Origin of the sequence: Amorphus coralli DSM 19760 (assembly GCF_000374525.1) — a bacterium.
In the GTDB taxonomy this organism is placed as follows: domain Bacteria; phylum Pseudomonadota; class Alphaproteobacteria; order Rhizobiales; family Amorphaceae; genus Amorphus; species Amorphus coralli.
In genome coordinates this window covers 93,085-118,104 of the sequence record NZ_KB894575.1, presented here as the reverse complement: position 1 = coordinate 118,104, position 25,020 = coordinate 93,085, and the positions used below count along the sequence as shown (strand labels likewise).

Genomic DNA, 25,020 nt, shown 5'->3' with positions numbered 1-25,020 from the left:
CGTCGCCTGCGGCGGTCCGGAGGACGCCGAACCGCCTCGTGCCGGTTATGGCTGGGCGAGTTGACCGATAAGGTCGTTGACGGTCTCCGCCATGGCGCCGGCGGCATCGAGGTTGAAGCTGTTGATGGTGACGAAGGCTGCAACCCCGGCGCCCGGCGCGAAGGCGACATAGGAGAAGTTGCCCTGGCGGCCACCGGCCTTCTGAAGGATGGTCGGCCGGTCGGCCGTACGGTGCATCACGATCCAGCCAAGGCCGAGCGCGTCCATGTGGCCGGACTCGTCGAAGCCGTAGACCACGTCCAGCGTGTCGCGCGGAATGTAGGCCGCCTGGTCGAGAAGCCGCAGTTCCGCCTCGACGTCCGAGGCCTGGTCGAGGTGCCACGCGGCCCAGCGCAGGATGTCGTTCGGGGTGGAGAACAGACCGCCCGTGCCCTCGATGAGGCCGGAGGTCGGCGCGTCGGCCATCGGCTGACCGAAGAAGTCGTGGCCCTGCATGACGTTGTCGAGATCGTCGGGGAGCTCGTAGGTGGTTGAGGTCAGACCGATCGGGCCGAGCACCCGCTCCTGCAGAAGCTCCCGGTAGGGGGTGCCGCTGCGCTCTTCCAGCGCCAGGGCGAGCAGGTTGAAGCCGAAATTGGAGTAGGTGGCGCCTGTGCCGGGCGTGAAGCCGAGCGGATCTCCCTCAAGGTCCGCGATCATCGCTTCCCGGGTCACGTTGGAGAACGGATCGTCGGCCGGGCCGGGCGGAGCCGAGGCTTCGCGCGGCAGGCCGCTCGTGTGGGTGGCGAGGTCGATCAGCCGGATGGCGCGGCCATCGCGGCTCGGAAACTCGATGCCCCAGTCAAGCGAGTCCTGCAGCTTGTCCGTGAAGGAGACGGTGCCGTCGGCCACGAGGCCGGCGAGGGTCGCCCCGGTGAAGGTCTTCGTGATCGATCCGATGCGCAGAAGCGTGTCGCCGTTGGGTGCTTCGCCGCTGCCGTCGCGACGCTCGCCGAAGCCGCGCACCACGATCTCGCCATCGCGCACCACGCCGAACACGAGCGCCGGCACCCCGTAACGCAGATGCATGAATCCGCCGGTGCTTTCCACGACATTCACCAGGAACGGATCCTCGTCCTGGGCCCGTGCGGTGGCGCCTGCGGTCACCGACAGCGTGAGTGCCAACGCAATACGCAACATGGTTTTCATGGAATGCTCCCCTTCCCCTTGCAGGTATCCGGTCATAGCACAGGGAGGTCGATATCGCATGGCACGCGGGAACCCTGCCGCTCGCTCAGCCGCAGGGCGGTAAAGCCGGCGGGCTTTGCGCTCCGCCGAGGCTCGCAAGGCCGGCGTTGCGCACCAGCGGCACGAAACGGCCGGTCTCCGTGGTCGAGAGATAGGTGGAGACCGCCACCGGCGTCTCTGTCGCGACGCCCGGCTCGCGGCAGGCCGAGGCGCCGACGGAAATGGTGAGCGCCCCCTTCTGCGTGCCGCGCGCTTCGGCGAAGGCGTCGCGGAAGGTGTCGAGCCGGCGGGCCTCCTGCGGCGGAAGCCCATAGACGGTGGCGGTGGTGCCGTCCGGCCGGCCAGGCAGTTCGGGCTCGCCGCCTCCCACCGGCTCCAGTCTCAGCACCTCTTCGCGGATCTCGCCGCTGTCCAGGGCCAGCACGAGGTGCAGCCGTGCCTCGCCAGGCCGCACGCCCTCCGGCAGTACGAGGGCGGCAAGCAGCGCGTCGGGATCCGTGGCCATCCAGTCCACCCGCGCCAGCGCCGGGAGAGAGGTCGTCGGAACATGCGAACAGGCGGCGGCAAGGCCGGCCAGAACGGCGGCCGCCATAGCGGCCTGGATGCTGCGAAAGACGGTCCGGAAGCCAGGTTGGGTCATTGGGTTATTCCTGTTTGACGATCTTTTTTTATTGTTTTACGATAAAAAATGATCACGTCAATGGAGATCCTTTCATGGCCAATGCCCCTGCGTCCCTCGCCCGGCTGCAGCGCCTGTCACGCACCTTCGAACGCTTCACCGTGGCAGGCATCGCCCTCGTGGCGGCGGTCCCGTTCGCCATCGTCCTGGTGCCGGATCTCCTGGCCGACGCATTGGCCGGGCGCTTCGGGGCCGCCGGCACGGGCCTGGAGGTCGGGCTGGGGCTGCGGATCGCCGCCGCCGGCATCCTTGCCGTGCCGCTGGCCGTGATGTTGTGGGGGCTGATGGCGGTGAGGCGGCTCTTTGCCGGCTTTGCGCGCGGCCAGATTCTCACCGAGGGGGCGGCCGGCGACTTGCGCCGCTTTGCCGTCGCCATCGTGCTGCAGGCGCCGCTGTCCCCGCTTGTCACGGCGGTCCTGTCGCTGGTCCTGTCGGCCGGCAATCCGGCGGGCGAGCGCTTCCTCACCATCGGCCTGTCGTCCACCGACTATTTCGCGCTGTTGGTGGGGGCAGTGCTCTACGCGGCGGCGACCGTGATGGGCGAGGCGGCACGCCTCAGCGCCGAGAACGCGGCGTTCGTCTGAGGATGGCCATCGTCGTCAATCTCGACGTGATGCTGGTGCGCCGCAAGATGCGCTCGCGGGAGCTTGCCGACCGCGTCGGCATCACCGAGCAGAACGTCTCGCTGCTGAAGTCCGGCAAGGTGAAGGGCGTGCGCTTCGAGACGCTGGAGCGGATCTGCGCGGCGCTCGACTGCCAGCCGGGCGACATCCTGGAGTACCGGCCGGACGAGGCGGAGGATGGCTGAGAAGGGTTGAGGGTGGTGGCACGTCGCCGAGGCCCCGTCTTCTCGCCTTTCCGGACGGAAATCCGGTTCCCACTTTTCCTGGGATTGCTCTAGTCAAACCCGCCGTCGATGGGGAGGAAGGCGCCGTTGATAGAGCGCGCCGCACCGGACGCCAGGAAGACGATGGTGCGCGCCACCTCCTCCGGCTCGACGAAGGCCTTGGTGGCCTGTCGCGCGAGATAGTGGGCCTCGGCCTCAGCCAGCGGCAGGGCGTTCCGGTCCGCATAGGCGGCGATCACCGACTGGATGCGGGGGCCGCGGACGGAGGCGGGCATGATCGCGTTGACCCGGATGCCGGCGGTGGCGACCTCGCGGGCGAGTGAGGCGGTGAAGCCGAGCACCGCCCACTTCGACGCCGCGTAGGGCGAGCGGTTCGGATAGCCGATCTTGCCGGCGGCAGAGGAGAGATTGACGATGGTGCCGCCGCCGTCCGCCGTCATCTGCGGCACGACCAGCCGGCAGGCCAGGAACATGGCGGTAACGTTGACCGCGAAGGTGGCGTTCCACTCGTCGGGCGTGATGTCGGGCACCGGGGCGGTGGGGCCGGAAACGCCGCCGTTGTTGACCAGCACCGAGACCGGACCAGCCGCGGCGACGAGCGCCTCGATCTGATCCGCCTGGGCGAGGTCGCAGCGCACGAACCGGCCGCCGATTTCCTTGGCGACTGCTTCGCCGGCCGCCTCGTCGATGTCGGAGACGACGACCTCGTAGCCCTCGGCGGCGAGCGCCCGGGCAGTGGCCGCGCCGATGCCGTTGGCGGAGGCGGTAATCAGGGCGCGTTTCGGGAGCATGGAAGACGGCTCTCCTACTCGTCGATCAGGTCGTCGATCCGCACCCGGAGAACGCGAGCGAGCCTGGCGAGGACGTCGGTGGTGCCACCTCGTTTCCCACGTTCCAGTTCTGACAGATAATTCTGGCTGATGCCGGCTTCGGATGAGAGTGATACCTGCGTCAAGCCACGGATCTTGCGCCAGCCGGACAAGGCGGTGGGCGCTTCGAGCAATAGATCCGCCTCGGCGTCAGAGAGGGTCGCAATGTCTCCGTTCCGGACACCGGCGACGATGGCGTCGGCGAGGCCGATGTCTCCTGCATCCTCGTCGCGACGTGCGATCAGGGCGTCGAAGTCAGCCCGCGGTACAAGGACGAGTTCCTCACCTCCTGGCGTGATGATGGTGGGGTAATCTGTCATGACCCTGTTGCCCTAATCATAGACGTCGCCGCGATGGCCTATCCTGATAACCAGGATCTCAGCCTCGCCTTCCGACAGAATTGCCCGGTAGTCGCCGATGCGAAGGCGAAGATAGCTGCTTCCAACAAGCGCCTTCACGTCACCCGCGCCGGTTTCAGCGTAGCGCGCGATCTTTGCACGGATGCGTGCCGCCTCAGACCAGTGCGTTCTCAAGGTCTTGATGGCTGTCGCCGTGTAGCGAACCGTCTTCATGTCCTAATATCGCAATTCGCGATAGAAATGCAATGCAGACTATTGCTGCTCCAGCGCTAGGGGATGGCCGCCCCCCCCCTCACTCCGCCGTCAGGTCGGGCCAGGAGGCGGGGCCTTCGTGGGTGACGGCGCCGTGGTTGGCCTGGCCGACGAGCCTGGCGTACTTGCCGAGCGCGCCGGCGCGGTGGTTGGGCGTGCGCGGGGTCCAGGCGGCGCGCCGGCGTTCCATCTCCGCATCGTCGATCAGGAGGTCGAGGCGCACCGCCTTGGCGTCGATGCGGATGGTGTCGCCATCCTCCACCAGCGCCAGCGGGCCGCCAATCGCAGCCTCGGGCGCGACGTAGCCGATGCACATGCCGCGGGTGGCACCGGAAAAGCGGCCGTCGGTGATCAGCGCGACCTTCTCGCCCATTTCCTGGCCGTAGATGAGGGCGGTGACACCGAGCATCTCGCGCATGCCGGGACCGCCGACCGGGCCCTCGTTGCGGATGACGAGCACGTCGCCCTCGCCATATTCGCGGGCGGCGACAGCGCGGGCGCACGCGTCCTCGCTCTCGAAGACACGGGCCTTGCCCTCGAAGACCAGGGTCTTCATGCCGGCGACCTTGAGGAAGGCGCCGTCCGGCGCCAGCGAGCCCTTCAGGATGACGACGCCGCCGTCCGGGCTGATCGGGGTGGCGGGCGAACGGATCACGGTGCCGTCGGGCGCCGAAGCCGCGCCGTAGGTTTCGGCCAGCGTCTGGCCGGTGACGGTCAGCGTCGAGCCGTCCATGTGGCCGCTCTCGATGAGCGCCCGGATGATCACCGCGGTGCCGCCGATCTCATAGACGTCCTTGGCGTGGAAGCGGCCGCCCGGGCGGAGGTCGCCGATCAGCGGGGTGCGCTCGAAAACGCGCTGCACGTCGTCGGCGGTGAAGGGGATGCCGGCCTCGTTGGCGATGGCCGGAAGGTGCAGGGCGGCGTTGGTGGAGCCGCCGGTGGCCGCCACGATGGCCGCGCCGTTTTCCAGCGAGGCGCGGGACAGGATCTCGCGCGGCAGCGGCCCGCCGCGTTCCAGCATCTCCATGACGAGACGGCCGGCCTGGCGGGCGAGCTGGGCGCGCTCGGAGTAGACGCCCGGCACCATGGAGACGTTGGGGAAGGAGAGGCCGAGAGCCTCCGACACCATGGCCATGGTGTTGGCGGTGAACTGGCCGGCGCAGGCGCCGATGGTGGGCTTGCAGGCCCGCTCGAGCCGGGCGAGGTCGGCCTCGCTCATGTGGCCGGTCTGCACCGCACCGACGGCCTCATAGGCGTCGAGCACGGAGACGTCCTTGCCGTCGAAGCGACCGGGCAGGGCGGCGCCGCCGAAGATGAAGATGCCCGGCACGTTGCAGCGGACGATGCCCATCATGACGCCGGGCAAGGTCTTGTCGCAGCCACCGAAACCGATCAGCGCGTCATAGGCGTGGCCCTGGACCACGGCCTCGATGGAATCGGCGATGATCTCGCGGGAGACGAGGGAGAACTTCATGCCCTCGTGGTTCATGCCGACACCGTCGGAAACGGTGATGGTGGAGAACTCGCGCGGCGTGCCGCCGGCCTCTTCCACGCCGGCGCCGGCGGCCTCGACCTGGAAGGCATGGGTCATGTTGCAGGGCGTCTGCTCGCCCTTCATGGAGACGATGCCGACCATCGGCTTCGCGATGGCCTCGTCGTCGAGACCCATTGCGCGCATGAAGGCCCGGTGCGGGGTCCTGTCGAGACCCTTCTTGGTGACGTCCGACCGCAACCGCTTCATGGCTCTCTCTCCCGGGGCGTGGAAAACGGCGGGCACCATAGAGCGATTCCGGAGAGGCTGGCGAGCCTGCATCCTGCACGGATGTCGCGGGTGGCGGTCCCGGCGGTCAGCCCGTCCGCGGCACGAGGCGGAAGACGCCGCCAGCCGGCTCGTCGGTGAGGAGGTAGAGCGCACCGTCCGGCCCCACGGCCACATCGCGGATGTGACCGAGTTCGCCCTGGATCAGGCGTTCCTCTCCGACCACCTTGCCGTCGTTCATGACCAGGCGGATGAGGGCCTCTGCCGCGGGGGCGCCGAGGAACAGGTCGCCCTGCCAGGCGGGAAACAGGTCGCCGTCGTAGAAGACCAGGCCGGACGGGGCGATCTCCGGATCCCAGCGATGAACCGGTTCGCGGAAGCGCGGTGCGTCCGGGTCGGCGGGCTCGACCTCGCCGCTGGGCGGAATGCTGTAGGTCTCGCGCGGCCAGCCGAAATTGCCGCCGCGGACCGTGCGGTTCACCTCGTCGGCGCTCGGCGCTTCCTCGACCGTCCAGAGTTCGCCGCTGGACGGGTCGATGTCGGCCCCCTGGACGTTGGCGTGGCCGTAGGACCAGATCTCCGGGCGGGCATCGGGATCGTTCACGAACGGATTGTCGGCGGGCACGCCGCCGTCCTGCGCCACCCGCACCACCGCGCCGATATGGTTGGTGGCGTCCTGGGCAAGGCCGGGCTGGCTTCGCTCGCCGAGGGTGACGAACAAGGTGCCGTCGTCGGCGACGATGATGCGCGAGCCGAAATTCTCGCTGCCCTCCACCTTGGGCTCCTGGCGGAAGACGATCTTCAGGCCCTCCAGACGCGGAGGGCCATCGTCGAGCACGAGCCGCGCGCAGGCGGCCGTGGTGCCGGCGGTATTGCTCTCGCCCGGCTCGGCGAAGGTAAAGAAGATGCGGCCCGTGGTGGCGAAGTCGGGATCGACGGTGACGTCGAGGAGACCGCCCTGGCCCTCCGCGTAGACCTCGGGCAGACCGTCTACCGGCGTCACGGTGCCGTTGCGGGTGTCGACGAGGCTGAGGCGGCCGGGCCGCTCGGTGACCAGAAAGGTGCCGTCGGGCAGGAAGTCCATGCCCCAGGGTTGGAGAAGGCCCGCGGCAACCGGCTCGATGTGAAAGGTCTCGTCGGCCGCCAGCGCGGACCCCGGACCGGTCGGAAGCCAGTCGATGCCGGCCTTCAGCCCGAGCATCAGGGCCGCCGCGCTTGCGAACCCGGCGGCCGTGCGCGTGGCGCGGTTCATATCCGTCTCCGTCGTCCGTTCAGTCTCGTCGCAGGCCCCACTCTAACGCAGAGCCGGAAACGGGACGACAGGTCAAGGTCGCGCCGGGGTCCGGCGCCAGCGAACCGGTCAGGCCCGGTCCTTGCGAGCCTTCTGGTCGCGCTCGATGCTTTCGCGGAAGGAGCGCCACGAAACGACGACGACGGATATCATCGTGCCGAACAGAAGCGTGGTCACGCCGCCGGCCACGATGCGCTGAAGCATCGGATCGGGAGCCGCTTCGGGATGCGGGATCGCGCCGGACGCCGCCGCTGCCGACTTGGCCGCGATCGCGGCATGGGCCGCCTCCGCGGGCGCAGCCTCGGCAATGCCGGCGGTCGCGAGCAGGCAGACGCCGACCACCAGGGCGGACGCGATAACGAGGGTCTGAACGCGCCCGGACAGGCTGAAGAGCCGTTGCGTCCTGTGCGTGACGTTCGCGAGGCGATCCATCGGGTGTCTCCGTTGTCTGCGGCTCGAAACCGATGGTCCCAAACGTGGCGGCGCAATGGGACGATGGTGGGGGCGCGGAGGGACCATGCGCAGGCAACTTTGTGTCAATTTGGGCCACCCGGTGGCGGCGGCGCCTTACAGATTAAGCGCCGGTTAGCGACCCGGAGCGCAGCTTTGTCGTGTTCCCGTAGAACTTTAATGATTTAAATCCAGTTCACGATCGCCCATCATCGCCGATGGGGACGATGTCGACTGCCCGGCGAGAGGCCGGGAGGCAGTGACGGAGCCGGCTTCGCCAGCGAAGCGCGGGAGACGAGGGGCTTGGAATGATTCGAAAGACGGAAGCGGCGGGACGGTCCATGCGCGTGATCGCGGCAACGGCGCTCGCGGGGCTTCTGGCCACGACGGCGGCCGAGGCGCAGTCCTCCGGCACGAACGCGGCGACGGACAAGCCGGCCGCGACCGCGACACCGGCGGCACCCGCATCCGGCGGCAGCGCCGCCGCCGACCTCGTCGCCAAGGGCAAGTATCTGGTGACGGCGGCCGACTGCATGCCCTGTCACACCGGTCCGGGCGCCGAGGCTTTTTCCGGCGGGCTGATCCTGGACACGCCATTCGGCGGCATCTCTTCGCCGAACATCACCCCGGACAAGGCGACCGGCATCGGCGACTGGACCGAGGAAGAGTTCTACAAGGCCCTGCACAACGGCATCGGCAAGGACGGCGAATATCTCTACCCGGCGATGCCCTACACCTCCTTCACCAAGATCACGAAGGACGATGTCTCGGCGATCTTCGCCTACCTTCAGTCGCTTGAGCCGGTGAACGCGCCGCGCAAGCCGAGCACGATGTCCTTCCCGTTCAACGTCCGCGAGGGCCTGGCGGCGTGGGACCTGATGTATTTCACGCCGGGCACCTTCGTGCCGGACCCGAACAAGTCCGACCAGGTCAACCGCGGCGCCTATCTCGTGGAAGGGCCCGGCCACTGCGCCGAATGCCACACTCCGCGCAACCTGGCCGGCGCCATGCGCCCCTCCGACATGCTCGGCGGCGGCAAGCTGATGGGCCAGCCCTATTACGCGCCGGACATCTCCGGCTCGCTGCAGGATGGCGTGGGCGGCTGGTCGGTGGACGAGATCGTCGACTATCTGCACACCGGCGCCGACAAGAAGAAGGGCACCGTGTTCGGCCCGATGGCCGATGTGGTGACCCATTCGCTGTCCAAGCTGACAGAGGACGACATCACCGCCATTGCGGTCTACCTGAAGCAGTCCGCGGCCGAGGGCGGTGACGAGAAGAAGCTGCCCGACACGACAGCCAGGGCGGGGTCGGAGATCTATCTGAACAACTGCGCCCAGTGCCACCAGTCTACCGGCCTCGGCATCCAGGGTGCGATTCCACCGCTCGCCGGCAACGGCGCCGTGACGGCCGGCGGTCCGGAGAACATCATCACCGCGGTGCTCGGCGGCCTCCCGGGCCAGGGCTCCTACGGCCAGATGCCGGCCTTCGGCGGCCAGTTCTCCGACCAGGAGATCGCCGACGTGGCCAACTTCGTGCGCACCAGCTGGGGCAACGAGGCCTCGGCCAACGCCACGGCCAACATGGTCAAGAGCCTGCGCGAGCAGGTGACGCCGGCCGGTCCGGCCTCGGAAGCGGCGCGCGGCTTCGGCTGTCCGGCGGTCTCCGATTCCGGCTCGCAGGACGTCATCCCGCTGCCGGCCAAGGACATCGTCCAGAGCTTCGCCAGCGTCACCAACTCGGAGATGGCGAACCGGATCGGCGAGGTGCTGCGGCTGGTGAAGGCCTCCAACCCGGGCGCCCAGGACGCCGACATCGTTGACGAGCTGGTGGCGGTCTACTGCCCGGTCGTGGCGGCGGACAACGACCTGACGGTTGCCGAGAAGCACGCCCGCATCAACGACTTCGTCCAGGAAGTCGATGCCCGGATCGGGCTTGGCCAGGACACTTCCGGCCGCACCATCCTGATCCAGGTACCGCTGCCGCAGGACGTGGCCAACCAGGTCAACCAGGCGGCCAGCGCCGCCAAGGAGCAGCCCGGCGCCTATCTCGGCAAGCTGATCCAGGACCAGGTGAAGGCCGGCGCCTCCGACGCCAAATAGGCCGGGGGCGGAGGGGCTGCGGGCCAACCTGTACTTGCAGGACGCCGCGCCCTAGACTGGCATCAAGCGCCCCGCGTCGGCTGCGACGCGGGGCGTTTTCGTGTCTTCCGGGCCATGTATGCCGTCCCTCCTCGCATAGCAGCGGACGACGTGAACTGTTGGGGTGCGTGAACGGGCCTTCCAGATCGCAAAGCCGGACGGAAAACCGGTCCCCACTTTTCCTGGCATTGCCGGATCAGCGCGTGACCACGCGCCGGCCGGAGGCCGCGCCCGCGCAGCGGCGAGCGAAGTGAGCTCGCGTGAGCGGATAGAGATCAGCGCAAGCGAACTCGGCGCGAGGGGATTGTTTTCACCGCAAAGCCGGACGGAAAACCGCAAGAGCCCTTTTCCTGGCTTTGCTCTGGCTTTGCTTCAGAGCGCCTGTTCGATCTCTTCGACGATGGCCTCGGCGGCGGCGCGGCGGTCGTCGGCCATGACCACGGGGCGGGCGACAACCAGATAGTCGGAGCCGGCGCGGATGGCGTCGGCCGGCGTCATCACCCGCTTCTGGTCGCCGGTGGCGGAGCCGGCCGGGCGGATGCCGGGGGTGACCAGCACCACGTCGTTGCCGAGGCGGTTGCGCAGATCGGCCACTTCCAGCGCCGAGCAGACCAGCCCGTCGGCGCCGGCCGCGACCGCCCTTTCGGCCCGGTGGGCGACGAGCTCGCGCACGCCGGTCGCGTAGCCGGCGTCGACCAGGTCGGTGTCGTCCATGGAGGTCAGCACGGTGACGCCGAGGATCATCAGGTCGCGGTCACGTGCCACCTCGGCCGCGGCGGCAATGGCTTTCGGGTAGGCGTGCAGCGTCAGCATCGCAGCGCCGGTCGACAGGATCGAGCGCACGGCGTTGGCCACGGTGTTGTCGATGTCGAGAAGCTTGGCGTCGAGGAACACGGTTTCGCCGTCATCGGCGAGGCGGCGGGCGAGGTCCAGGCCGCCGGCATAGATGAGCTCCAGCCCGATCTTGTAGGCGCCGACAGCGCCCCGCGTCTCGCGCACGCAGGCTTCCGCCTCCGCGACGCTCGGCAGGTCGAGGCCGACGATGAGCCGCTCCCGGGCATCCCTGGGCTTCAGACGCATGGCGGGGTCCTTTCGGGCTTGTCAGGGGTCCGCAGGCACGGCGGACGTCGGCATTCTTTTCATTCGTGCGACGGGTTGATACAAGGCGGCTGGTTCATTCTCCACCCATGAAGGACTACAGACGGTGCCTCGGACCGCGAAGATCGTCCGGCAGACCAACGAGACGTCCATCACCGTCGAGATCGATCTCGACGGAAAGGGGCGGACCGCGATCGCGACCGGAGTCGGCTTTTTCGACCACATGCTGGACCAGCTCGGCCGGCATTCGCTGATCGACATCACCATCACGGCCGAGGGCGACCGGCATATCGACGACCACCACACGGTGGAGGACACCGGCATCGCGCTCGGTCAGGCCATGCGCGAGGCGCTGGGCGACAAGCGCGGCATCACCCGCTACGCCGACGCCGCGCTGCCCATGGACGGCACGCTCACCCGCGCCGCGATCGACGTGTCGGGCCGGCCCTATCTCGTCTTCCGGGCGCCGTTCGCGACACCGAAGATCGGCAGCTTCGACACCCAGCTGGTGGAGGAGTTCTTCCGGGCTTTCGCCATGAACGCGCTGGTGACGCTGCACGTGGAAACGGTTTACGGCGACAACGACCACCATATCGCCGAAAGCTGCTTCAAGGCGCTGGCGCGCTGCCTGGGTACCGCGGTGGCGATCGATCCGCGACGGGCCGACGAGGTGCCGTCCACCAAGGGGCGTCTCGCCGAGTGATCCGGCCGGGCCGTGAGCAACGGTCCGCCCGACCGAGACACGATCGAGGACATGCGAGCATGGCCGTCTACACGGTCCTTCTGCCTCCCCCGGAACGAGTTTCGGGTCTCGAGGAGACCGCGGAACGCACGGTCTTCGTGCGCGACGGGTTTTCTTGGCTGGCGATGCTGTTCCCGGTCCTGTGGCTGCTGTTCAACCGGCTGTGGCTCCTGACGCTCGCCTTCGTGATCGCTGCGGCGGCTCTGGAAGTCGCCATGTCGCTGCTCGGCGGACCGGCGCCGGGGCTTGCCGGGGTTGCGCTGGCGGTTCTGTTCGGCTTCGAGGCCAACGGGCTGAAACGCTGGGCCCTGATGCGGCGCGGCTACCGCTTCGCCGGCATCGTCGCCGGTTCGAAGCGGACCGAGTGCGAGCGCCGCTTCTTCTCCCAGTGGCTGGAGGAGGAGGCGTTCGCGCCGCAGCCGGTGCGGTCGGCGCCGGCGGTTCCGTCGGTCCACAGGTCGGCGGTGCCGGTTGCGCCCGCCGTCCGCGCTCAGGGCGATCCGGGGATCCTGGGCCTGTTTCCCGAAACGAGGAGTACCCGATGAGGGTTGTCATCGTCGACTACGGCTCCGGAAATCTGCGCTCGGCGGCCAAGGCCGTGGAGCGGGCCGCGTCGGAAGCCAACCTCGACATCGACCTGCACGTCACCGCCGATACCGAGCGGGTGGCCGCGGCGGACCGGCTGATCCTGCCTGGGGTCGGGGCTTTTGCAGATTGTCGCCGGGGCCTGGAAACCGAGGTCGACATGATCGAGGGCCTGCAGGAGGCCGTTGAACAGCGCGGCGTGCCGTTCCTCGGCATCTGCGTCGGCATGCAGCTGATGGCCGATCGCGGCCTGGAGCACGAGGTGGCCGCCGGCTTCGGCTGGATCCACGGCGACGTGACCCGCATCGAGCCGGCCGACCCGACCCTGAAGATCCCCCACATGGGCTGGAACACGCTGGACGTGATCGCCGACCACCCGGTGCTGGAGGGCATCCCGACCGGACCTGACGGCTGGCACGCCTATTTCGTGCATTCCTATCACCTGGCTGTTGCCGACCGCGCCGACCTGATCGCCACGTCGGATTATTCCGGCCCGGTGACGGCCATCGTCGGCCGCAACAACGTGGTCGGCACCCAGTTTCATCCCGAGAAGAGCGAAAAGCTCGGCATCGCGCTTCTCGCCAATTTCCTGAAGTGGAACCCGTGATCCTCTTTCCCGCAATCGACCTGAAGGACGGAACCTGCGTGCGCCTGTTGCAGGGCGACATGGCGCGCGCGACGGTCTTCAACGACAACCCGGCCAACCAGGCGGCGGCCTTCGCAGACGCCGGCTTCGAGTGGCTGCACATCGTCGACCTCAACGGCGCCTTCGCCGGCAGAAGCGTCAACGTCGACGCCGTCGAGGCGATCCTGAAGGCCGTGCGCATTCCGGTGCAGCTCGGCGGCGGCATCCGCGACATGGCCGGCATCGAGAGCTGGCTCGCCCGCGGCATCACCCGGGTGATCCTCGGAACCGCGGCGCTGCGCAATCCGGACCTCGTGCTGGAGGCCTGCCGGACGTTCCCCAACCGGATCGCCGTGGGCATCGACGCGCGCGGCGGCCGGGTGGCGGTGGAGGGCTGGGCGGAAACGGCGGAGACTCGTGCCGTCGATCTGGCCCGGCGCTTCGAGGATGCCGGCGTGGCGGCGATCATCTACACCGACATCGCCCGCGACGGCATGCTGTCCGGCCTCAACATGGACGAGACGCTGGCGTTGGCCGAGGCGGTGACGATCCCGGTGATCGCTTCCGGCGGGCTGAAGGACATGGACGACATCGAGCGGCTGGCCCAGCCGGACGCCGCCCGCCTCGCCGGGGCCATCGCCGGCCGCGCGCTTTACGACGGACGCCTGGATCCGAAGGCCGCGCTTGCCCGGCTGAAACAGGCGGGCTGACACTTCCCCAATTGCGGCGTTAGGCTGAACCGGTCGGCGTCGCAGCGAACAGGCCAACGAGACGTGCTGAAAACCCGTATCATTCCCTGTCTCGACGTCCACGAGGGGCGCGTCGTGAAGGGCGTCCAGTTCGTGGACCTCGTGGACGCCGGCGACCCGGTCGAGGCGGCGATCGCCTACGACGCCGCCGGCGCCGACGAGCTCTGCTTCCTCGACATCACGGCCAGCCACGAGGAGCGGTCGATCCTGCTCGACGTGGTCCGGCGGACGGCGGAAGTCTGCTTCATGCCGGTGACGGTGGGTGGCGGCGTGCGCACCAATGACGACATCCGCCAGCTGCTGCTGGCCGGTGCCGACAAGGTGTCGATCAACACGGCGGCCGTGCACGATCGCGACTTCGTCCGCCGCGCCGCGGAGAAGTTCGGCAGCCAGTGCATTGTGGTCGCCATCGACGCCAAGCGCGTCAGCCGCGAGGGCGAGCCGGACCGCTGGGAGGTGTTCACCCACGGGGGGCGCCGGTCCGCAGGGCTCGACGCCATCGAGTATGCGCGCGAGGTGGAGGCGCTGGGGGCGGGCGAGATCCTGCTGACGTCGATGGACCGGGACGGCACCAAGGACGGCTACGACATCGCGCTGGTGAAGGCGGTGTCCGACGCGCTGACCATTCCCGTGATCGCGTCCGGTGGCGTCGGCGACCTCGATCACCTGGTGGACGGGGTGCGCGACGGCCATGCCTCGGCGGTGCTCGCCGCCTCGATCTTTCACTTCGGCACCCACTCCATTCGCGAGGCGAAGGAGCATATGGCGGCGGCCGGCATCCCGATGCGGCTGACATGACGAGCGCGGAGACCGGCTTCGATCTCGCCCGGCTGGCGGAGATCATCGCGGCGCGTTCGGCGGCCGATCCGGAGGCGTCCTATACGGCGAAGCTTGCCCACCGGGGCCGGGCCTACTGCGCCCGCAAGTTCGGCGAGGAGGCCGTGGAAGCCGTGGTTGCCGGTGTCGAGGGCGACCGGGACGGACTGCGCGGCGAGGCGGCCGACGTTCTCTACCACCTGCTGGTGCTGCTGCAGGTGGCGGAGGTGCCGTTTCAGGAGGTGATCGACGAGCTGGACCGGCGAACCGGCCAGACCGGGCTTGAGGAAAAGGCGTCGCGGCCCAAGGGCTGAAGACGCCAGACGATGCCATGGATACGAGCAACCCGAGCGAGCTGTCGCCCTACCGCGTCTTTTCCCGGGCGGAGTGGGCCCGGCTGAGAGCCGACACGCCGATGACGCTGTCGGCGGAAGAGGTGCAGGAGCTCCAGGCCTACAACGACCGGGTCGACCTGGAGGAGGTGGAGGCGATCTACCTGCCGCTGGCGCGCTTCCTGTCGATGTACGTGGAGGCGACCCAGGCGCTGCATGCCACCACCAACCGCTTTCTGGGGCGCAGCGACGGGCCGATCCCGTTCGTGATCGGCATCGCCGGGTCGGTCGCCGTTGGCAAGTCGACCACCGCGCGGCTCCTGCAGGCGTTGCTCGCCCGCTGGCCCACCAGCCCCACGGTCGACCTGGTGCCGACCGACGGCTTCCTGTTCCCCAACGCCGTGCTTGAGGCGGAAGGGCTGATGGAGCGCAAGGGCTTCCCTGAAAGCTACGACCTGAAGACGCTGCTCGCCTTCCTGCACGACGTGAAGGCCGGCAAGCGCGAGGTCGAGGCGCCGGTCTATTCGCACCTGACCTACGATGTCATCGAGGGCCGGACGATCACCGTCGACCGGCCGGACATCCTCATCCTGGAAGGCCTCAACGTCCTGCAGACCTCGCGCCTGTCGCGGGAGAGCCGGGGCGTGCCGTTCGTTTCGGACTTCTTCGACTACTCGATCTACATCGAGGCGGACGAGGAGGTGCTGCACCGCTGGTATCTCGACCGCTTCATGCGGCTCAAGACCACGCGCTTTCACGATCCGCGCTCCTACTTCCACAAATACGCCGACCTCTCCGATGAGGACGCGCTGGCCTTCGCCAACCGGCTGTGGGAACGGATCAACCTGATGAATCTGCGCGAGAACATCCGCCCGACGCGGCCGCGCGCCGACCTGGTCCTGTCGAAGAGCGGCGACCACAACATCGAGACGGTGGCGCTCCGGAAGATCTGAGGAGAATCGGCCGGAGCGGCCGTTCAGCGGAACAGCCGGCTGTCCGAGGCGACCCGTTTTTCCAGATCGCCTCTGCCCGGACCAACCGAATGTGTGGCTACGGCACCTAGTGCGCCATCACGACCGGGACCGTCATCGCCTCCAGCATGCCGCGGGTGGCGCCACCGACGACGAACTCGCGGAAGCGGCTGTGGCCATAACCGCCCATCACCGCGACGTCGACGCCATTGTCGGAGACGTAGTTCAGGAGGGCTGCCGCCACGTCGCCCGAAGGCGCGGGAATGTGGTCGATGGACACGTTCAGCTCATGGCGGGACAGGTAGAGGGCGACGTCCGCGCCCGGCTCGCCGGAGTAGCGCTTGCCGTTGTCCACCACAACGACGCTGATCTTCTCCGCCAGCTTCATCAGCGGCAGCGCCGCGTGAACCGCGCGCGAGGCGGTGACGCTTCCGTCCCAGGCCACCATCAGGTGCTTGGCGTCGAAGGTGCCCTTGGAGATGTAGGGCACGACCATCACCGGAACGCCGGTCTCAAACAGCAGCGCCTCGATCACCGCGGCGCGGCCCGGCTCGCTGGAATTCGGGGTCTCCTGGCCGATCACCGCCAGGTCGGACATGCGCACCCGGTTCACCAGCCCCGACGCGGCCCCTTCCACGAAGCGGAAGCGGGCGGAGCCACCGTTGACGCCCTGTACGCGCACCATCTCGTTGAAGGCATCCAGCGATTTGTCGGCCAGCTCCTCCGATGACTTGCGCGCCTGGTCGAGGATGTCGGACGGAAGCGGGCCGGCCAGATAGGCCGGCGTGATCGGCTCCAGCACGGGCGCCATGCCGGTGATATGCGCGTTCGCCTTGGCGGCGAGATCGACGGCGAGCCTTGCCGGCTTCTGGTCGCCCGACAGGTCGGTCACTGCAACGATGTCTTTGATCTGCATAATCCGCTCCTCGTGTTGCCGTCCTGACGGCGGCGCCGATCGCGGCGTGCGGCAGTCGGGCGTCCCTCTTACTGGCGATCTAGGCCGGGCGGACGGTTGTCCGCCTTGATGCCGATCAACACCGTCCCGGCTGCGCCCGCCCGTCTCAGGCGTTGGCGAGAATGTCCCGGGCGATGATGAGCCGCTGGATCTCGCTGGTTCCCTCGTAGATCGTGGTGATCCGTGCGTCGCGGCTGTAGCGCTCCACCGGATAGTCCTTCAGATAGCCGGCACCGCCGTGGATCTGCAGCGCGGTGTAGGTGGCGCGCTGCGCGGCTTCGCTGGCATAGAGCTTCGCCATGGAGGCCGCGCGCGCGAACGGCTGGCCCCGGTCTTTCAGCCAGGCCGCCTGCAGGATCAGCAGCCGCGCCGCCTCCAGCTCCGTTTCCCGGTCCGCGATCATCCACTGGATGCCCTGCATGTCGGCGATGGAGCGGTCGAACTGCCTGCGCTCCTTCGCATAGGCGATCCCCGCATCCATGGCGGCCCGGGCGATGCCGAGTGCGGCGGCACCGATGCCGATGCGCCCGCCGGCCAGCTCCGAGACGGCGATCCGGAAGCCGTCATTGAGCCGGCCCATCAGGGCATCCGCCGGGATGCGGCAGTCGTCGAACGAAACCTCGCAGGTGGCCGAGCCGGTCTGCCCGAGCTTTCTCTCCGGCCTGCCGATGGTCATGCCGGCCGTGCCCGCCTCCACCAGAAAGCAGGAAATTCCCTTGCCCTTCGCCGCGTCCGGATCGGTCATCGCCCAGACCACGAAGATGCCCGCATAGGGGGCGGAGGTGATGTAGAGCTTGGCGCCGTTCAGCACCCATTCGTTGCCGTCCATCACCGCGCGGGTCTTCATGGAGGCGGGATCCGACCCGGCGCCCGCCTCCGTCAGGCAGAAGGCGCCGGCGGGATAGGTTCCGTCGCAGAGCGGCGGCAGGTAGCGGCCACGCTGCTCGTCGCTGCCCACGGCCTGGATGATCTCGCCGACCATGTTGGTGACCGACGCCGTCACGGCGGTGGAGGCACAGGTCCGGGCAAACGCCTCGATGGAGAGGGCGAACGCCGTCGTGCCCGCTTCCGTGCCGCCGTGATCGGCCGACACGTTCAGGCCCATGAAGCCCTGACCGGCGAGCAGTTTCAGGTTGTCGAGAAAGCCGTCCCGGCCCTCGCCCCGGTCGAGCGCTTCCGCAAGCGGAGCCAGCCGCTCCTCGGCGATGCGCCGCGCGGTCTCGGCGATAAGGCTGTCCTCTTCCGACAGGGCGAAGTCCATCCGGCAACCTCCCGACGATTGGGTGTGTGGAGGAAACCTGCAAAGCGGAGATGGAGCAAGAGGGATCGTGCGCGCGGGCGCGCTAGAGAAGCTGGCCCTGGTCGCTCGGGTCCTTCGGACCGGATCGCTTCGGCTTCGGTTGCGGTCGGCCAGCGCCGCCGCCCGAGGCCACGGCGCCCACATCGCCGTCGGCGAAGGTCAGCGTCAGCGCCTGTCCGGGCGCCACGAGGCCTGCGTGGGTCACCGCCCGGCCCTTGTCGTCGCGCACCAGCGCGAAACCGCGCGCCAGAACGCCCTGATGGGACAGCGCTTCGACCAGCTTCCAGGCGGCATCGAGCCGGTCGCGTCGCGTGCCCGTGGTGCGGCGATAGCAAGGCTCCAGCCGACGCGCCACGTCGTCGAGCGCCTTGCGCTGGGTCGTGGCCGCCCGGGTCAGCGTGGCCGGCGTCAGCCGCTCTCCGCACTGCTGGAACTGGCGACGCGCGCGTCGGGTCTCGAGGACGAGCCGTTGGCCGGCACGCAGATGCAGATCCTGCAACGACCGCCGCTGGCGCTTCACCGCCTGGTCGAGGCTTGCCGGCCTCAGCCGGGCCGAGGCGCCGTCCAGGCGGCGGCGATGCGACGCCGTGGCGCGCGCCAGGGCATGGCCGAGGCGCGCCGTGGCCAGATCGAAGCGCTGCCGCGACGGCGCAACGAGATCCGCCGGGCCGGGCAGGGCGCGCGCGAGCGCCCTTACCTCCGAGCGGCGACCTTCCAGGAGCCGCCTGAGCGCCGCGAAATGGCGGCGCGACCGATCGTCGACGATCGCCAGCAGTTCCGATCGCACCGGCACCGCGATCTCCGCGGCGGCCGTCGGCGTCGGTGCCCGCATGTCGGCGACGAAGTCGATGAGCGTGGTGTCGGTTTCGTGGCCCACCGCCGATATGAGGGGGATCGTCGAGGCGGCGACGGCGCGCACCACCTTCTCGTCGTTGAAGCCCCAGAGGTCTTCCAGGCTGCCGCCGCCGCGCGCCACGATCAGCACGTCCGGCCGCGGGATGGTGCCGCCGGGGGCGAGCGCATTGAAGCCGGCGACGGCGGCGGCCACCTCGCCGGCGGATTCCTCGCCCTGGACCCGGACGGGCCAGACCAGCACGTGGACCGGAAAGCGGTCGGTCAGCCGGTGCAGGATGTCGCGGATCACCGCGCCGGTGGGCGACGTCACCACGCCGATGACCCGCGGCAGGAAGGGCGGCCGCACCTTGCGGTCGGCGTCGAACAGGCCCTCCTCGGCGAACTGCTTGCGCCGGGCTTCCAAGAGCGCCATCAGCGCGCCGGCCCCGGCCGGCTCGATGGCGTCGATGACGATCTGGTACTTCGAGGCGCCGGGGAAGGTGGTGATGCGCCCGGTGGCGATCACCTCCATGCCCTCTTCCGGCTTGAACTTCAGCTTGGAAAAGGTGCCGCGCCAGACTACCGCTTCCAGCCGGGCGCGCTCGTCCTTCAGCGAGAAATAGCAGTGGCCCGACGAGTGCGGCCCGCGATAGCCGGAGACCTCACCGCGCACCCGCACGTAGCCGAACTGGTCCTCCACCGAGCGCTTGATGGCACCGGCAATCTCCGAGACGGTGAACTCGGCGGCGTTGGTGGCAATCGTGGTCGGGCTTTCGGGCGCCATGGCACGTGTCCGCGATGGGTGGGGCTTCGGGGTCGAATCGGACCGGCGATCGACGGCTCCACTCTAGAAGCGCCGGCAGGCCGGCCGCAAACCGCTCTTTTCGATCGAGGCGCCAGGAACTAAGTGGGCACAATGCCCGCGCCGGAGGACATGCCGCAATGGCCCGCTACGATTTCACCACCCCCCGCCTGTTCGTCGAGGACGCGCTCGCGCCGGATGCCGCGATCGCTCTCGACGCGGCCCGCACCAACTACGTGAAGAACGTCATGCGGCTGGGGCAGGGCGCGACCGTCCTCGTGTTCAACGGCCGCGACGGCGAATGGCGCGCAAGGACCGACGCGCTGGCGAAGAAATCCGCAAGCCTCGTGGCAGAGGAGTGCCTGCGTCCGCAGGAGCCGCTGCCCGATCTCGTCTACCTGTTCGCGCCACTGAAGCACGCCCGCCTCGACTACATGGTTCAGAAGGCGGTGGAGATGGGCGCCGGTCGGCTCGCGCCCGTCTACACGCAGCACACCCAGGCAAGCCGCATCAACCTGGAGCGCATGCGCGCCAACGTGGTGGAGGCGGCCGAGCAGTGCGGCGTCATCGCGGTGCCGGCCGTGGACGATCCGCTCAAGCTGGATCGTCTGCTCGACGGCTGGGCGGCGCGCGAGCCGGGCCGTCGTCTCGTCTTCTGCGATGAGGGCGCGGCCATCGCCAACCCGGTGGAGGCGCTTGCCCGGCTCGGACCGGGTCCGCTGGCGCTTCTGATTGGGCCGGAGGGCGGCTTTTCCAACGAGGAGCGTGCGGCGCTTGCCGCTCACGAGGCCGTCACCGCCATTTCGCTGGGGCCGCGCATCCTGCGCGCCGACACCGCCGCCGTGGCCGCCCTGGCGGTTCTTCAGTCCGCTTTGGGCGACTGGCGCTGACGGCCTTGCGGAGCCGTCCGGCCGTGTCCGCGCGATCGATCGGAATCCCGTGTCGAATCCGTGACCAGAACTCGTTTGTTTCGATGGATGGGCCCGGCTAATGTCCGCGGCCAAAGACAGACATTGGCCGGATTCCCATGGCTCGCGACACCACTGACGATACGCCGCTCGACAACCGGGACACGCTCGCCGCGTGGATCGCAAGCGGCGAAAAGGAGCCGGCGGCCTTCCGCATCGGCACCGAACACGAGAAGTTCGGCTTCGTGCACGGCACGCACGCACCGGCGCCCTACGAGGGGCCGAACGGCATCGCCGCGCTGCTGAGGGGCATGGAAACGCTCCTCGGCTGGGAGCCGATCTACGATGGCGATGCGATCATCGGCCTCGCCGATCCGGTGGCCGGCGGCGCCATCAGCCTGGAGCCGGGCGGCCAGTTCGAGCTCTCCGGCGCGCCGCTGGAAACCCTGCACCAGACCTGCCGGGAGGCAAACGCCCACTTGGCCCAGGTGCGCGAGGTCGCCAAACCGCTCGGCCTTGGCTTCCTGGGAATGGGCGTGGCGCCGACCTGGTCGCGGTCTGACATGCCGCGCATGCCCAAGCAGCGCTACGACATCATGACGGAGTACATGAAGAAGGTCGGCACGCTCGGCCTCGACATGATGTACCGGACCGCCACGATCCAGGTGAATCTCGACTATGCGAGCGAGGCCGACATGGTGCGCAAGATGCGCGTCGGGCTGGCGCTGCAGCCCATCGCCACCGCGCTGTTCGCCAACTCGCCCTTCCTGGATGGTCGACCCTCCGGCTTCCTCTCCTTCCGGTCGGAGATCTGGAAGGACACCGATGCCGATCGGACCGGCATGCTGCCCTTCGCCTTCGACGAGGGCTTCGGCTACGAGGCCTATGTCGACTGGGTGATCGACGTGCCGATGTATTTCGTGAAGCGCGGCGATCGCTACATCGACGTCACCGGCAGCACCTTCCGCCAGTTCATGGCAGGCCGGCTGCCCCAGTTGCCCGGCGAACTGCCGACCATGGGCGACTGGACCAACCACGTCTCGACCATCTTCCCGGAAGTCCGCCTCAAGAAGTTCATTGAGATGCGCGGTGCCGATGGCGGACCGTGGCGGCGCATCTGCGCGGTGCCCGCGCTCTGGGTCGGCCTGCTCTACGACGACGGCATCCTCGACCAGGCCTGGCAGATGGTGAAGGACTGGAGCGCGGAGGAGCGCCAGGCGGTCCGCGACGCGGTCCCGCGCGAGGGGCTGGGGGCCTCGGTGGCCGGCCGGCCGGTTCTGGACGTCGCCCGCGACATGGTGGGCCTCGCCCGCGAGGGCCTGAAACGCCGCGCTCTTCTCAACAGCGCCGGCAACGACGAGACCCAATTCCTGGCCCCGGCGGAGGAGGTGATCGCCTCCGGCCGGACCATGGCGGAGCGGATGCTGGACCAGTATCGCGGCGAGTGGGGCGGCAATCTCGACCACGTCTTCACCGACTACGCGTTTTAGGCGACGCGGGGGAAGAGCGATGTCGGGATCGGCGCGCCCCCGGGCTTTTCGGCGACGGGGCGCGGCGGAAACCGCTAGACTTCTCCCCGATCCGACACGGATCGGCTGGAGGAGGCTGACATGAAGACCTCGATTGCTCACATGGCGGTCGCCGCGGTCGCCGCGGTCGCCGCGTTCGTCGCGGCGGCGCCGGCCCCGGCATTCGCCCAGGGGACCGGCTCGGAAGGCTTTTTCGAGATCCACAACGACACCGACGGCAACGTGGTCGTGGGGTTCTACACGAATGACGGCAGCGGCTGGAGCGCCAACTGGCTCGGCGACGATTTGGAGCCCGGCGAGAGCGCGGTGGCCGAATTCACCGCCGACAGCGGCGCCTGTGACCAGCTGCTGAGGGTCGGTTGGGCGGCGGAGGGCGGCGGCGAGGTGCTCGACCAGCCGATCTCCATCGACGTCTGCGACGCCAGCAACATCTATCTCGGCGACAACGAGATCGCCTACGACTGACGCCCGTGCCCGAGACCGGGAGAGGCGCCACCGCCGGCGGGTCCGGCGCGTCCGACGGGCCCCGGACCCGCCCGTCCTCCGGGCGCGCGGCACCTGGCGTTTGATCCGGCGCCACCGTCCACGGACGTGTCCATCGCGTCCCCCGTCCGAGCATACGCGGTGTGGAGCCGTGCTCCGGCGCCATCCTTTCACCGAGGGACATTTTCCCGCCAGGGGCGCTCGCCCCCTTGCCTCTGTTCAGTTCAACGTATAAAGATATCTTTATATCGAGTTCAACTGATCCGAGAGAGACCTTGGCAACCGAAAGCCCCCAGGACGTGATGCCCGAAAGCGTGGTCGGCCTCGACGCGCTCGTGGGGGGCTTGCGCGCTGCGGGGGAGCCGACGCGGCTGCGGATCCTTGCGCTGATTGCCGGCGCGGATCTGACCGTCAAAGACCTCACCACCATCCTCGGCCAGAGCCAGCCGCGCATTTCGCGTCACCTGAAGCTCCTCACGGATGCCGGCCTGATCGTGCGCGCGCCCGAAGGGGCCTGGGCCTATTACCGCCTCACCGAGGTCGACACCGGTTCGCGGCTGGTCGATCATCTCCTGTCGCAGCTCGACCCGGCCGATCCGACCCTGTCCCGCGACCGGGAGCGGCTCGTATCCGTCCAGCGCGCGCACGCCGAGACCGCGTCGGCCTACTTCGCCGCCAATGCCCATGCCTGGGATGCGCTGCGGACGCTGCACGTGCCTGAAGCCGCCGTGGAGGCGGCGATGCGCAACCTGGTCGGCGCTGCGTCCTTCCAGACCATGCTGGATCTGGGCACCGGCACCGGGCGCACGCTGGAGCTCTTCGCCGACTGCTACGAGCGGGCCCTGGGTATCGACGCCAGCGCCGCGATGCTGTCCGTTGCCCGGGTCAATCTTGCCAAGGCCGGCATCCAGCACGCCCGGGTACGCCAGGGCGACATCTTCGCGCTTCCGGTTGAGCCGGATTCCTACGATGTGGTCACGCTGCACCAGGTGCTCCACTACCTGGAAGATCCGGCTGGCGCCATCGAGGAGGCTGCCCGCGCCGTCCGCCCCGGCGGCCGTCTGCTGGTGGTCGATTTCGCGCCCCACGACCTGGAATTCCTCCGCTCCGACCACGCCCATCGCCGGCTCGGTTTCTCCCACGAGCAGGTGTCGGGCTGGCTCGCTCAGGCGGGCCTCGAGACGGTTGTCGTCGAGGACCTGGCGCCGGAGCGCGCATCTCCCGCCGATCTCACCGTCACCCTCTGGCTCGGCCGCGACGCACGCATGCAGATCGCAGCCGGCCAGGCATCCAAAACCCTGGAGACCATCGGATGAACGAGACCAATACCCTCGGCCGCCCGTCGGCCGGCCACCCGAAGATTTCGGCCTCCTTCGAGTTCTTCCCGCCCAAGAACCAGGCGATGGAAGAGACGCTGTGGGCCTCCGTGAAGCGTCTCGAGCCGCTCAAGCCGCGCTTCGTCTCCGTGACCTACGGGGCCGGCGGGTCCACCCGTGAGCGTACCCATCGGACGGTGAAGCGTATCATCGACGAGACCTCGCTGAAGCCCGCCGCGCACCTGACCTGCGTCGGTGCGACGAAGGACGAGGTCAACGAGGTCATCCGCGACTATTGGGAAGCCGGCATCCGACATATCGTGGCGCTGCGCGGCGATCCACCGGCCGGCGCCGGCACGGCCTACGAGCCGCATCCCGGCGGCTATGCCAATGGCGCCGAGCTGACCGCTGGCATCCGCGAGATCGGCGATTTCGAGGTCTCCGTTTCGGCCTATCCCGAGCGCCATCCCGACAGCGCCGACTGGGACGAGGACATCGACAACCTGAAGCGCAAGGAAGATGCCGGGGCCACCCGCGCCATCACCCAGTTCTTCTTCGAGAACGACATGTTCGAGGAGTATCTGAACCGGGTCCGCAACGCCGGCGTCACCCTGCCGATCGTGCCGGGCATCGTGCCGGTGCACAACTTCAAGCAGGTCGCCCGCTTCTCCGCCGCCTGCGGAACCACCGTTCCGGACTGGCTGGAGCGGCGTTTCGAAGGGCTGGACGATGATGCCGAGACCCGTCGCCTGGTCGCCGCCGCCGTGGCCGCGGAACAGGTTCTCGACCTCAACGCCCGTGGCATCACCGACTTCCACTTCTACACGATGAACCGGTCGGAACTGGTCTACGCCCTGTGCCACCTCCTGGGCATCCGCGCCGACGAGGCCGTCGAGGCCGCCGCCTAGCGCTTGCGCCTTCATCCGGCCGGGCCCTGTCCGGCCGTCCGACGACGGCTCCGTCCCGCCGGGACGGGGCCACACGTCTTGAAGCACCGGCGAAGCGGGACACCGTCCGGCCTCGCCGGTGCAACCGAACCAAGTCTTGGAGCTGCCCAGTGACGCCGCGCAGCGGCGACCGGCTCCGAAACCGAGGGAATTC

The 25,020-nt window shown here is 68.7% G+C and carries 27 protein-coding genes; 15 read left to right on the top strand and 12 right to left on the bottom strand.

What is annotated here, in order from left to right:
- Positions 1–45 precede the first annotated feature (45 nt).
- Together ampH and C507_RS0115700 are read right to left on the bottom strand one after the other, a co-directional pair.
- Complete coding sequence (ampH, locus tag C507_RS0115705) at positions 46–1,188, bottom strand: D-alanyl-D-alanine-carboxypeptidase/endopeptidase AmpH (protein WP_018700670.1); 1,143 nt, start codon at positions 1,186–1,188, stop codon at positions 46–48.
- An 85-nt stretch (positions 1,189–1,273) separates the two neighbouring features.
- Positions 1,274–1,867: a hypothetical protein gene (locus C507_RS0115700; RefSeq protein WP_018700669.1), complete on the bottom strand. Its 594-nt coding sequence runs from the start codon at positions 1,865–1,867 to the stop codon at positions 1,274–1,276.
- Positions 1,868–1,941: 74 nt separating this feature from the next.
- Between C507_RS0115700 and C507_RS0115695 the strand changes: the two genes are divergently transcribed.
- Complete coding sequence (locus C507_RS0115695; RefSeq protein WP_018700668.1) at positions 1,942–2,490, top strand: DUF2975 domain-containing protein; 549 nt, start codon at positions 1,942–1,944, stop codon at positions 2,488–2,490.
- 2 nt (positions 2,491–2,492) lie between these two features.
- Positions 2,493–2,714: a helix-turn-helix domain-containing protein gene (locus tag C507_RS0115690; protein ID WP_018700667.1), complete on the top strand. Its 222-nt coding sequence runs from the start codon at positions 2,493–2,495 to the stop codon at positions 2,712–2,714.
- Positions 2,715–2,803: 89 nt separating this feature from the next.
- Here the strand turns inward: C507_RS0115690 and C507_RS0115685 are convergent, their stop codons facing one another.
- The 6 genes from C507_RS0115685 to C507_RS0115660 all read right to left on the bottom strand — a co-directional run bounded on the left by C507_RS0115685 (position 2,804) and on the right by C507_RS0115660 (position 7,715).
- A complete protein-coding gene (locus tag C507_RS0115685) occupies positions 2,804–3,544 on the bottom strand; it encodes an SDR family NAD(P)-dependent oxidoreductase (RefSeq protein ID WP_018700666.1) in 741 nt (246 codons plus the stop codon).
- Positions 3,545–3,558: 14 nt separating this feature from the next.
- A complete protein-coding gene (locus tag C507_RS0115680) occupies positions 3,559–3,942 on the bottom strand; it encodes a helix-turn-helix domain-containing protein (RefSeq protein WP_018700665.1) in 384 nt (127 codons plus the stop codon).
- A gap of 12 nt (positions 3,943–3,954) precedes the next feature.
- On the bottom strand, positions 3,955–4,194 hold the full coding sequence (locus C507_RS0115675; RefSeq protein WP_018700664.1) for a type II toxin-antitoxin system RelE family toxin: 240 nt from the start codon (positions 4,192–4,194) through the stop codon (positions 3,955–3,957).
- 79 nt (positions 4,195–4,273) lie between these two features.
- Positions 4,274–5,974 (bottom strand): dihydroxy-acid dehydratase, encoded by a 1,701-nt coding sequence (ilvD, locus tag C507_RS0115670; RefSeq protein ID WP_018700663.1) that lies wholly within the window; start codon positions 5,972–5,974, stop codon positions 4,274–4,276.
- Between the two features lie 106 nt (positions 5,975–6,080).
- Entirely contained in the window at positions 6,081–7,244 is a 1,164-nt protein-coding gene (locus C507_RS0115665; protein ID WP_018700662.1) for a PQQ-dependent sugar dehydrogenase, read from the bottom strand.
- 108 nt (positions 7,245–7,352) lie between these two features.
- Positions 7,353–7,715: a hypothetical protein gene (locus C507_RS0115660; RefSeq protein WP_018700661.1), complete on the bottom strand. Its 363-nt coding sequence runs from the start codon at positions 7,713–7,715 to the stop codon at positions 7,353–7,355.
- 326 nt (positions 7,716–8,041) lie between these two features.
- Here C507_RS0115660 and C507_RS21670 point away from each other — a divergent pair, with 326 nt between their 5' ends.
- A complete protein-coding gene (locus C507_RS21670) occupies positions 8,042–9,835 on the top strand; it encodes a c-type cytochrome (protein WP_083923601.1) in 1,794 nt (597 codons plus the stop codon).
- Positions 9,836–10,246: 411 nt separating this feature from the next.
- Here the strand turns inward: C507_RS21670 and pyrF are convergent, their stop codons facing one another.
- Positions 10,247–10,954: an orotidine-5'-phosphate decarboxylase gene (gene pyrF, locus C507_RS0115650; protein WP_018700659.1), complete on the bottom strand. Its 708-nt coding sequence runs from the start codon at positions 10,952–10,954 to the stop codon at positions 10,247–10,249.
- Positions 10,955–11,078: 124 nt separating this feature from the next.
- Between pyrF and hisB the strand changes: the two genes are divergently transcribed.
- From hisB to coaA, 7 genes are all read left to right on the top strand, one after another.
- The gene (gene hisB / locus C507_RS0115645) at positions 11,079–11,675 is read left to right on the top strand and encodes an imidazoleglycerol-phosphate dehydratase HisB (RefSeq protein ID WP_018700658.1); all 597 of its coding nucleotides are present in this window, start codon (positions 11,079–11,081) and stop codon (positions 11,673–11,675) included.
- 59 nt (positions 11,676–11,734) lie between these two features.
- Entirely contained in the window at positions 11,735–12,259 is a 525-nt protein-coding gene (locus C507_RS21665) for a DUF2628 domain-containing protein (protein ID WP_018700657.1), read from the top strand.
- A complete protein-coding gene (hisH, locus tag C507_RS0115635) occupies positions 12,256–12,906 on the top strand; it encodes an imidazole glycerol phosphate synthase subunit HisH (RefSeq protein ID WP_018700656.1) in 651 nt (216 codons plus the stop codon). Before C507_RS21665 ends, hisH begins: the two co-directional genes overlap by 4 nt.
- Complete coding sequence (hisA, locus tag C507_RS0115630; protein WP_018700655.1) at positions 12,903–13,634, top strand: 1-(5-phosphoribosyl)-5-[(5-phosphoribosylamino)methylideneamino]imidazole-4-carboxamide isomerase; 732 nt, start codon at positions 12,903–12,905, stop codon at positions 13,632–13,634. The genes hisH and hisA overlap by 4 nt, the downstream gene beginning before the upstream one ends.
- Before the next feature lie 63 nt (positions 13,635–13,697).
- Complete coding sequence (gene hisF / locus C507_RS0115625; protein ID WP_018700654.1) at positions 13,698–14,471, top strand: imidazole glycerol phosphate synthase subunit HisF; 774 nt, start codon at positions 13,698–13,700, stop codon at positions 14,469–14,471.
- Positions 14,468–14,803 (top strand): phosphoribosyl-ATP diphosphatase, encoded by a 336-nt coding sequence (locus C507_RS0115620; protein ID WP_018700653.1) that lies wholly within the window; start codon positions 14,468–14,470, stop codon positions 14,801–14,803. Before hisF ends, C507_RS0115620 begins: the two co-directional genes overlap by 4 nt.
- Before the next feature lie 17 nt (positions 14,804–14,820).
- Entirely contained in the window at positions 14,821–15,774 is a 954-nt protein-coding gene (gene coaA / locus C507_RS0115615; protein ID WP_018700652.1) for a type I pantothenate kinase, read from the top strand.
- 106 nt (positions 15,775–15,880) lie between these two features.
- Here the strand turns inward: coaA and C507_RS0115610 are convergent, their stop codons facing one another.
- The 3 genes from C507_RS0115610 to xseA all read right to left on the bottom strand — a co-directional run bounded on the left by C507_RS0115610 (position 15,881) and on the right by xseA (position 19,665).
- On the bottom strand, positions 15,881–16,708 hold the full coding sequence (locus C507_RS0115610; protein WP_018700651.1) for a universal stress protein: 828 nt from the start codon (positions 16,706–16,708) through the stop codon (positions 15,881–15,883).
- Positions 16,709–16,853: 145 nt separating this feature from the next.
- The gene (locus C507_RS0115605; RefSeq protein WP_018700650.1) at positions 16,854–18,008 is read right to left on the bottom strand and encodes an acyl-CoA dehydrogenase family protein; all 1,155 of its coding nucleotides are present in this window, start codon (positions 18,006–18,008) and stop codon (positions 16,854–16,856) included.
- 82 nt (positions 18,009–18,090) lie between these two features.
- Positions 18,091–19,665, bottom strand: a complete 1,575-nt coding sequence (gene xseA, locus C507_RS0115600) for an exodeoxyribonuclease VII large subunit (protein ID WP_018700649.1) — start codon at positions 19,663–19,665, stop codon at positions 18,091–18,093.
- 158 nt (positions 19,666–19,823) lie between these two features.
- Here xseA and C507_RS0115595 point away from each other — a divergent pair, with 158 nt between their 5' ends.
- The 5 genes from C507_RS0115595 (at position 19,824) to metF (ending at position 24,827) form a co-directional block, all read left to right on the top strand.
- Positions 19,824–20,573, top strand: coding sequence for a 16S rRNA (uracil(1498)-N(3))-methyltransferase (locus C507_RS0115595; protein WP_018700648.1), 750 nt, complete (start codon positions 19,824–19,826; stop codon positions 20,571–20,573).
- A 137-nt stretch (positions 20,574–20,710) separates the two neighbouring features.
- Positions 20,711–22,081 (top strand): glutamate--cysteine ligase, encoded by a 1,371-nt coding sequence (locus tag C507_RS0115590; RefSeq protein WP_018700647.1) that lies wholly within the window; start codon positions 20,711–20,713, stop codon positions 22,079–22,081.
- A gap of 120 nt (positions 22,082–22,201) precedes the next feature.
- On the top strand, positions 22,202–22,585 hold the full coding sequence (locus C507_RS0115585; protein ID WP_018700646.1) for a hypothetical protein: 384 nt from the start codon (positions 22,202–22,204) through the stop codon (positions 22,583–22,585).
- A gap of 320 nt (positions 22,586–22,905) precedes the next feature.
- Positions 22,906–23,919: an ArsR/SmtB family transcription factor gene (locus tag C507_RS0115580; protein ID WP_018700645.1), complete on the top strand. Its 1,014-nt coding sequence runs from the start codon at positions 22,906–22,908 to the stop codon at positions 23,917–23,919.
- Positions 23,916–24,827 carry a methylenetetrahydrofolate reductase [NAD(P)H] gene (gene metF / locus C507_RS0115575; RefSeq protein ID WP_018700644.1) on the top strand — a complete coding sequence of 304 codons (912 nt, stop codon included), beginning with the start codon at positions 23,916–23,918 and terminating at the stop codon, positions 24,825–24,827. The genes C507_RS0115580 and metF overlap by 4 nt, the downstream gene beginning before the upstream one ends.
- Positions 24,828–25,020: the final 193 nt, after the last annotated feature.